This window comes from Hydrogenovibrio sp., assembly GCF_049975065.1.
Classification (GTDB): domain Bacteria; phylum Pseudomonadota; class Gammaproteobacteria; order Thiomicrospirales; family Thiomicrospiraceae; genus Hydrogenovibrio.
Map to the genome: position 1 here is coordinate 1 of NZ_JBNGDN010000086.1, position 8,457 is coordinate 8,457.

General features: G+C 53.2%; 8 protein-coding genes. 4 read left to right on the plus strand and 4 right to left on the minus strand.

The window, feature by feature from the left end:
• Window positions 1–63 precede the first annotated feature (63 nt).
• The 3 genes from ACP5D0_RS08985 to mnmH all read left to right on the plus strand — a co-directional run bounded on the left by ACP5D0_RS08985 (window position 64) and on the right by mnmH (window position 2,601).
• Complete coding sequence (locus tag ACP5D0_RS08985; RefSeq protein ID WP_472365399.1) at window positions 64–207, plus strand: hypothetical protein; 144 nt, start codon at window positions 64–66, stop codon at window positions 205–207.
• Between the two features lie 154 nt (window positions 208–361).
• Window positions 362–1,438, plus strand: a complete 1,077-nt coding sequence (gene selD, locus ACP5D0_RS08990) for a selenide, water dikinase SelD (protein ID WP_472365401.1) — start codon at window positions 362–364, stop codon at window positions 1,436–1,438.
• The gene (gene mnmH / locus ACP5D0_RS08995) at window positions 1,438–2,601 is read left to right on the plus strand and encodes a tRNA 2-selenouridine(34) synthase MnmH (protein WP_472365402.1); all 1,164 of its coding nucleotides are present in this window, start codon (window positions 1,438–1,440) and stop codon (window positions 2,599–2,601) included. The genes selD and mnmH overlap by 1 nt, the downstream gene beginning before the upstream one ends.
• A 92-nt stretch (window positions 2,602–2,693) precedes the next feature.
• Here the strand turns inward: mnmH and ACP5D0_RS09000 are convergent, their stop codons facing one another.
• Genes ACP5D0_RS09000 through ACP5D0_RS09015 form a run of 4 tightly spaced genes read right to left on the minus strand, consistent with a single transcriptional unit; the run spans window position 2,694 to window position 6,690 of the window.
• Window positions 2,694–2,996: a hypothetical protein gene (locus tag ACP5D0_RS09000; protein WP_472365404.1), complete on the minus strand. Its 303-nt coding sequence runs from the start codon at window positions 2,994–2,996 to the stop codon at window positions 2,694–2,696.
• A gap of 13 nt (window positions 2,997–3,009) precedes the next feature.
• Complete coding sequence (locus tag ACP5D0_RS09005) at window positions 3,010–3,258, minus strand: SlyX family protein (RefSeq protein ID WP_472365405.1); 249 nt, start codon at window positions 3,256–3,258, stop codon at window positions 3,010–3,012.
• Window positions 3,243–5,072: a M61 family metallopeptidase gene (locus tag ACP5D0_RS09010; protein ID WP_472365407.1), complete on the minus strand. Its 1,830-nt coding sequence runs from the start codon at window positions 5,070–5,072 to the stop codon at window positions 3,243–3,245. The genes ACP5D0_RS09005 and ACP5D0_RS09010 overlap by 16 nt, the downstream gene beginning before the upstream one ends.
• A 31-nt stretch (window positions 5,073–5,103) precedes the next feature.
• Entirely contained in the window at window positions 5,104–6,690 is a 1,587-nt protein-coding gene (locus ACP5D0_RS09015; protein WP_472365408.1) for an FMN-binding glutamate synthase family protein, read from the minus strand.
• 204 nt (window positions 6,691–6,894) lie between these two features.
• Between ACP5D0_RS09015 and gltX the strand changes: the two genes are divergently transcribed.
• Entirely contained in the window at window positions 6,895–8,307 is a 1,413-nt protein-coding gene (gene gltX / locus ACP5D0_RS09020; protein ID WP_472365409.1) for a glutamate--tRNA ligase, read from the plus strand.
• Window positions 8,308–8,457 lie beyond the last annotated feature (150 nt).

Here is an 8,457-nt window from a genome sequence, read left to right on the forward strand (position 1 = left end):
CTATAATCATAAACAAAGCTTATGAGCTAATAATTATTTTTATCATTAATCAGGAGACAGTTTATGAAAAGTCGCAGCGAATTAAAATCCATCGCCAAAAAAGGGTCATCTTTCCACGGTTTGTTTGAAGTGGCCTTTATTTCGTCCATTCTGCCAATCACCTTTTTGAGTTCTTTCTCAATCGCTTTGGCCAACGCTTCTTTGTAAGCTTTGCTGCGTTTGAGCCAAGCGTTTCAGGCGTTTGTTCAATAAACGCCTGTTTTCTTTTCTCGTGAGCTTAAACCGTTCACAGGCTATGAAACCTTCGGTCAAGATCACCTTTCGGGTTAAAATGCTTCTTTTATTTTAAAAAGTTGACGTTATGACCGCCAGTGCCCACCCAAACCCTTCTAGCATTCAGCTCACGCAATACAGCCACGGTGCCGGTTGCGGCTGCAAAATTTCGCCAAAGCTGTTGGAAACCCTGCTGGAAACCCGTTCCAACCAAGCGTTTTTTCCGAACCTGTTGGTGGGCAACGACACGCGCGATGATGCCGCCGCCTATGATTTAGGCAATGGCACCTCGGTGTTGAGCACCACCGATTTTTTTATGCCGATTGTGGATGACCCTTTCACCTTCGGGCAGATCGCCGCCACCAATGCCATCAGTGACATTTACGCCATGGGCGGTCAGCCGCTGATGGCGATTGCCATTTTCGGTTGGCCGATTGACACCTTGCCTGCGGAAGTGGGGCGAGAGGTGATTGAGGGCGGTCGTGCCACTTGCAAGGCCGCGGGGATACCGTTGGCGGGCGGGCATTCCATTGACGCGCCGGAGCCGATTTTTGGGTTGGCGGTAACAGGCCTGGTGGAAAATCGTTTTTTAAAGCGCAATGCTTCCGCTGAAGCGGGCTGTGCCTTGTTTCTGACCAAACCCATCGGCATTGGCATTTTGACCACCGCGCAAAAGCAGCAGAAGATTCAGCCGGCACAATTGCAGGTGGCGATTGACGCCATGAGCACGCTGAACCGCATTGGCACCGAGCTGGCACAGCTGGACGGTGTGACCGCCATGACCGATGTCACCGGCTTTGGTTTGCTGGGGCATTTGATTGAGTTGTGCGAGGGCAGCGACATCGCGGCGCAACTCGATTTTGCTCAGGTGCCGGTGCTGCCTTATGTGCATGAGTATCTGGCACAGGGCTGCATTCCCGGCGGTTCCAAACGGAATTTTGAAAGTTTTGGTCATAAAGCCAGCGGCTTGTTCGGGTCGGATTTAACGCCGGAACAGCAAGCGATTTTGTGCGATCCGCAAACCTCCGGCGGCTTGCTGGTGGCGATAAAGTTCGATGCCGTCGAATCGTTTCAGGCGGTGGCTCAGTCACATGGCCTGTCATTGCAGGCGCTGGGGCGAACGCTTGAAGCGGCGGCGCAAACACATCGTGTCGAGGTGATTTAATGGGGTTGGATGGCGTATCGGCGGGTTCGGCGGACGAGGTGTTAACGCAGTTTCAGGAAAATCTTCCACAATATGATGATTTCAAACGAATTGTTTTGGATGAGGTTCCACTGATGGATGTGCGTGCACCGGTTGAATTTGCGCAGGGTGCGTTTGAAATGGCGACAAATTTACCGCTGATGAACGATGCCGAGCGTGAAGCGGTGGGCAGGTGTTACCAACAGCAGGGGCACGAACAGGCGGTCAAACTGGGGCATCGGTTGGTGAATCAGGCGACCCGTGCGCCCAGGCTGGCGGCTTGGCAGGCGTTTATGAATGCGCATCCGACGGCGATGCTCTACTGTTTTCGCGGCGGTATGCGCTCCAAAATCGCCCAGCAATGGCTGGCCGACAGTGGTTACACCCTCCCACGCTTGAAAGGCGGTTATAAGGCTTTTCGGCGTTATCTAATTGATTTTCTGGAGGCTGTGCCGCAGGCATTTCAGCAGGCGGGCATTCGTCCGCAAGTGCTGGCCGGACGCACCGGTTGCGGCAAAACGCTGTTGCTCAAGCGTTTGCGAAATCAGGTGGATTTGGAAGGGCTGGCCAATCATCGCGGCTCGGCCTTTGGCCGTCACGTCAGTCCGCAGCCAACGCAGATTAATTTTGAAAATGCGCTGGCCATGGCGCTGATGCGCTTTCAGTCGCAGAATTACAACACTTTGGTGTTGGAAGACGAAGCGGCGAATATCGGTTCGGTTTCGATTCCGAAAGGAGTGTTCGATTTTTTCAAGTCCGGCGGGCATGTGGTGCTGGAGGCCACGCTGGAGGCGCGTTTGGCGATTACGCACGAAGAATATGTGGTGCAGGCTCAGGCGGAATACGCTCAGTTTGACGATTGGGCGCAGTTTATGACTCACGCCTTTGAGCGCATTCGCAAGCGTTTGGGGGGCGAGCGATACCAGCGGGTGCTGACGTATTTTGACCAGGCCTGCCAGCAACAGCGGCAGCAAGGGGTTCTGGACGGGCATTATGCGTGGATCGAGGTGCTGTTAACCGAGTATTACGATCCGATGTACGATTATCAAATTCGTAAAAAACAGCGCAAGGTGGATTTCAGTGGCGATTCTCAGGCGGTGTCGGACTATTTGAACAATGCGCTGACCGTTTCCGAGCGGGACTGAAGCTTGACCGGATTGGGTGAAAATAACCAGGCCTGGTGAAATAAGCCGATCGCTTGAAAACAACCAGACCTGGCGAAATGGCCGCTTGGGGATCACATGCCCAGTGCGGATTTGACTTTTTCTTTGTCAACCGAATCATAGGCTTTTTGTTTGTCCACGGATTCGTAGGCTTTTTGATAGTCAATGCCGTCGCCGCTCACCGCTTCTTTGGCTTTTTGCGTGTCCACCGATTCGGTGGCTTTTTGTTTATCGACGGAGTCCACCAGCTGGCCATAGTCCACTGCGTGCGTGGGTGCCATGGCAAACAGTCCGATGAGGACGGCGAATGGCAAGGCCAGTGTGGATGTGTTTCGGCTTTGGTTTTGAATTTTGTTTTGAGTCTTGATTTGAATCATGCTTTTATCCTTGTCAGTAGTGCGGTGGCGGGACTTCTTCGCTGGGGCGTTTAATGGCGTCACCGCCGATCTCGTGTTTCAGTTGTTTAATAAAGTTGGATAATACCTGAACCTGCCGTTGCAAAGTCTGTATTTCCTGATGTTGTTTGCCCAGTGTCTGGTTAAGGTGTTCGATGGCGTCTTCCTGATACGCCGACGTCACTTCCAAATGCTGTGTTTTAGCCTCTAAATCATGCAGTTGCCTGTTTATTTTTGAATCCATTTTAACCTCTTTTCAGGCTTGGCATTGGCGGACGCTTCCAAAAACGTCAGCTGCACTCGGTCGCAGGGTGTCGGATGCAAATGGAGCACGGTTTCATACAATTCGTCGCGGCGGAAATAGTGACAGTGGATGTCGTCTCCGATGTTGTGACGCGCCAGATAAGTTTCCAGTGCTTGGACTGAGGCCATTTTGAAACCGTTCAGGGCGATGATTTCGTCACCCGCGGCCAAACCGGCTAGGCCTGCGCTTTGGTCGTTCCACACATGGGTCAGTTTCACGGTTTGGTGTTCGGACTCGACGAGGTTGGCGCCCAACTGCGGCGGGAAGCTTTTTTGCTCGGTTTTGCCGCCAGAGTCTGTGGCATGGGTGGCCGGGCGCAAGGTGAAGTCGATGCCGAATTGGGCGAACAGGCTGTCAAACGGCAGGTCTTCGGTGCCGAACAGATAACGTTGGAAAAAGTCTTTTAAATCCAAACCGGAGGCACGTTCACAAATGGATTCGATTTCACCTTCCTGCAAGCCTTTTCCGGTGGCACCGTATTCGCGCCATAAGGTCAGCAACACGTCGTCCAACGATTTGGCGTTTTGGGTTTCGGCACGGATGGTCAAATCCAGCCCGAGCGCAATCAAACTGCCTTTGGTGTAATAACTGACAATCGCATTGGGAGCGTTTTCATCCTGCTGGTAGAACTTGGTCCAGGTCAAGTAGCTGGATTCCGCCACGGATTGTTTGAAACGCCCCGGCATGCGATACACGCGGGTCATTTCTTTGGCGAGCTGGTTCAAATAGCTGTCGTGATCGAGAATGCCGGCGCGGTGCAGAATCTGGGCATCGTAGAACGAAGTGATGCCTTCAAACCACCAGAGTTGATTGGTGTAAACCGGCTCCTTCAATGACGCGGTTTGATAAATTTCCGGCTGGATGCGTTTGACGTTCCAGGTGTGGAAATATTCGTGCGAGCAGAGTTCCAGAAACTGAATGTAACCGTCGCTGCGTTTTTCGTTGTTTAAATCGTCGTTCAAGTACGGCAAGTCACTGCGCGCGCAGATGAGCGCGGTGGAATCGCGGTGTTCCAAACCGCCGTAGTCCTTTTCGGTGACGGTGACCTGGAATAGGTAGCGTTCAATCGGATAGGGCTGACCAAACAATTTCAGCTCGGTTTCGCAGATGCGGGTTAAATCGTCCAGCAGTTGTTTTTTGTCGATGCAATGGAATTCAATTTTGCCAGTAAAAGCAATTTGGTGCGGAATGCCGCAGGCGTCGAATTCCAGCAAATGAAAGCGTCCCATTTCCACCGGATAATCGATGAGGGACAGGTAGTCGTCGGCGCGGTAGCGCCCGAAGCCGTCGGCATCCACGTTTTCGACCGGTAAGGTCGTGGCCACCTGCCAGTTTTCCGTCTGCGAAAAGGGCGACGGAACGATTTCCACCGAACAGGCCTGGTCACGTTGGCCATCCACCGCCAGAAACACTGAGGTGCCGTTGAAAAAAGCGTGGGTTTGGTCGAAATGCGCACCGCGAACCGATAAATCCCAAGCGTAGACCTGATATTGAATGCGAATCGATCCTTGGTGCGGCGCGACCTGCCAGTGGGACTTTTCCACTGGCGTAACGGATAAAGGGGTGCCGTTTTCCGTTTCGGCTTGGAGATCGATCAGATGTTTGGAGAAGTCTCGAATCAGATAGCTACCGGGAATCCAGTTTGGCAGACTGAACGACTGACCACCGGGATTCGGACGCGCCACTGTAAGCGTTACTTGAAACAGGTGGGCGAACGGGTTTAACGGCGTGATTCGATAACAGATATTCGACATGCAAGCGTGTTCCTTAGTAAAGCCGTGTATTCTACCACTGGTGCGGGGTTGCTGCTTGCCAGGCTTCCAGCAGGTGTGCTGGAACCGTGCCCTCTTGCAATAGACAGCCGTCGGCCAGTGCCGGAAAAATGTCGGCATAGCTGCGATTTTCGGTGGCGCTGACGCGGCGAAGGATTTGCTTGGGCGAGACATCGCTGGGGCGAGTCAGTCCGGTGGCGGCGGTGAGGTGTTTGAGGTTATGAATCACCGAGGCTTGATAGCGGGCAACCCGTTGGCTTTTATCGTCAATGTCTAAATGCTTGTAACGGCTCGGATCCTGAGTGGCCACGCCGGTTGGGCAGGTGTTGTTATGGCAGCTGCGCGACTGTACGCAGCCTAGGGCAAACATCATGCCGCGCGCCGAGTTGACCATGTCGGCGCCCAGCGCCAATAAGCCGAGCAGGTGGGCAGCGGAAAAGGATTTGCCGGAGGCAATGATGCGAATGTTGTCACGCAGTCCGAAGCCGACCAGGCAGGTGTGAACCAGATGCAAGCCTTCGCGCAAGGGTGTGCCGACGGAATTGGTAAACTCGACCGGAGCCGCACCGGTGCCGCCTTCGGCGCCGTCCACGGTAATGAAGTCCGGTGCCAGCCCGGTTTCGATCATGGCTTTGCAGATGGCGATGAATTCACTCGGCTCGCCGATGCACAGCTTGAAGCCAACCGGTTTGCCGCCGGAAAGCTGGCGCAGCTCGGTTACGAACTGTAACAGACCGACCGGTGTGCTGAAGGCCGTGTGCGTGGGCGGTGAAATCACGTCCTGACCTTCAGGCACAATGCGGATTTTGGCGATTTCCGGTGTGACTTTGTCGGCGGGGAGGACGCCGCCGTGTGCCGGTTTCGCTCCTTGGGACAGTTTGACTTCGATCATTTTTACCGCTTCGTGCTGGGCTTTTTCGGTAAACACGGTTCGGTCAAAGGCACCGTCGTGGGTGCGGCAGGAAAAATAGCCGGTGCCAATCTGCCACACCAGATCGCCGCCTTCCTGAAGATGGTAGTCGGTCAGGCCGCCTTCGCCAGTGTTGTGATAGAAACCGCCCATTTTCGCCGCGCGATTAAGGGCAATAATGGCGTGCTGGCTCAAGGCACCAAAACTCATGGCGGAAATGTTGAGGTGTGAGGCTTTGTAGGGGTGTGAGCAGTGTTTGCCGCCGACGAGAACGCGGCCTTCGACGTCGGAAATTTTCTGCGGTTTCAAAGAATGTTTAATCCACTCGTAGCCAATGCGATTGGTATCGAACACCGTGCCGAAGGGGCGGGTGTCGATAACGCCTTTGGCGCGTTGGTAAATCAGTGAGCGGAATTCGCGGCAGACGGGTTTGCCGTCTGTGTCGTTTTCGACAAAGTATTGCTGAATCTCCGGTCGAATGGACTCGAAGATAAAGCGTATGTGTCCCAGAATCGGGTAGAGCCTGAGAATCGTGTGTTTTTTCTGCAACATATCGTAGCTGCCGAGGGCAATAAAGGGGAGTAACAGTAACCACAGGTAAGCGGCGGCAGGCCAAGCGCTGGACGCGGCGATGACAGCAACGGATAACACAACGGATGTGGTGACAAAAAGTGTTCGAGTGGTGCGCATGGCAATTTCCTCCAGGCCTGGTGAAATGCGTGATGGATGTGGGGTCAGTATAATGTCTGAGGCTTTAAATGGAAACCCTGAATTCAGCCGCGTGGCCAACCGCATTGCTTTATAATGAGCGCCACGAATTAGAATGCTAAACCCTCCGCCCATCGAAGCGGACCTGTGCGATTCCTTCATTGAACACAATTCTAGGAGATTTTTGTGATTAAAACGCGTTTTGCTCCCAGCCCAACCGGTTATTTACACATAGGCGGCGTGCGTACCGCTTTGTTTTCATGGCTCTATGCCAGACAAAATAAGGGACAGTTCATCCTGCGTATCGAAGATACCGATTTGGAGCGCTCCACTCAGGAATCCGTCCAGGCGATTTTAGACGGTATGGCATGGCTTGGGCTGGATTACGACGAAGGGCCGATTTATCAGACCGAGCGTTTTGATCGTTATAAAGCCGTCATTCAGGATTTGTTGGACCGCGACTTGGCGTATTACTGCTATGCGTCACCCGAAGAGCTGGACGAAATGCGTGAGCAACAAAAAGCCCGTGGCGAAAAGCCGCGTTACGATGGCCGTTACCGTTGCTTTACCGGCACACCGCCGGAGGGGGTCAAGCCAGTGGTGCGCTTTAAAAACCCGACCGACGGGGAAGTGGTCATAGACGACTTGGTGAAAGGCAAAATTGTGGTGGCTAATAAAGAACTGGACGATTTGATTATCGCCCGCTCCGACGGCACGCCGACTTACAATCTAACGGTGGTGGTGGATGACTGGGATATGGGTATGACGCACGTCATTCGCGGTGACGACCACGTCAACAACACCCCAAGACAAATCAACCTCTATAAAGCCTTGGGCGCGGAAGTGCCGAAGTTCGCGCATATTCCGATGGTGCTGGGCGAAGACGGCAGTCGTTTATCAAAGCGTCACGGCGCGGTGTCGGTTCTGCAATATAAAGAAGAAGGCTTTTTGCCGGAAGCCCTGTTGAACTATTTGGTGCGTTTGGGCTGGTCTTATAAAGATCAGGAAATTTTTACCATGGCGCAGATGGTGGAATTGTTCAATCTGGAAAGCGTGAATTCTTCGCCTTCCACCTTTAATGCCGAAAAACTGCTGTGGATTAACCAGCAGCACATTCAAACCACCGACATCGATCATTTGGTGACGCATTTGACGCCGTTTATGCAACAGAAGGGCTTGGACCTATCGCAAGGCCCAGCATTGGCGAAAGTGGCCGACTTGCTGCGTGAGCGCGCTCGCACCTTGATTGAAATGGCAGAGGGCGCGACCTATTTCTATCAGGACTTCACCGAGTTCGATGCCGACGCGGCCAAAAAACACCTTCGCCCGGTGGCGGAAGCCCCCTTGCGTTTGGTGCAACAGAAGTTTGCGGCGCTGCCGGAATGGCAAGCGGAAGCGATTCATGCCGCCATTCAGGAAGCTGCCTCTGAGTTGGATGTGGGCATGGGCAAGGTAGGGATGCCATTGCGTGTTGCCATTACCGGCGGTGGTCAATCGCCATCAATTGATGCCACCGCAGAGTTGATCGGGCAGGAAAAATGTATTGCCCGTATAGACTTAGCGTTACAGGCCATCGAAATGCGTAAGCAGCAGGCGTAAACCATGAAATGTGCGCGTATCGGAGCGGTTAAAAAATATGGCAATTTTGTTAAAAAAGTCTTGACCGTTTCGATGAGTTCTATATAATACGCGCTCATCAGCTTGAGGGGCTATAGCTCAGCTGGGAGAGCGCAACACTGGCAGTGTTGA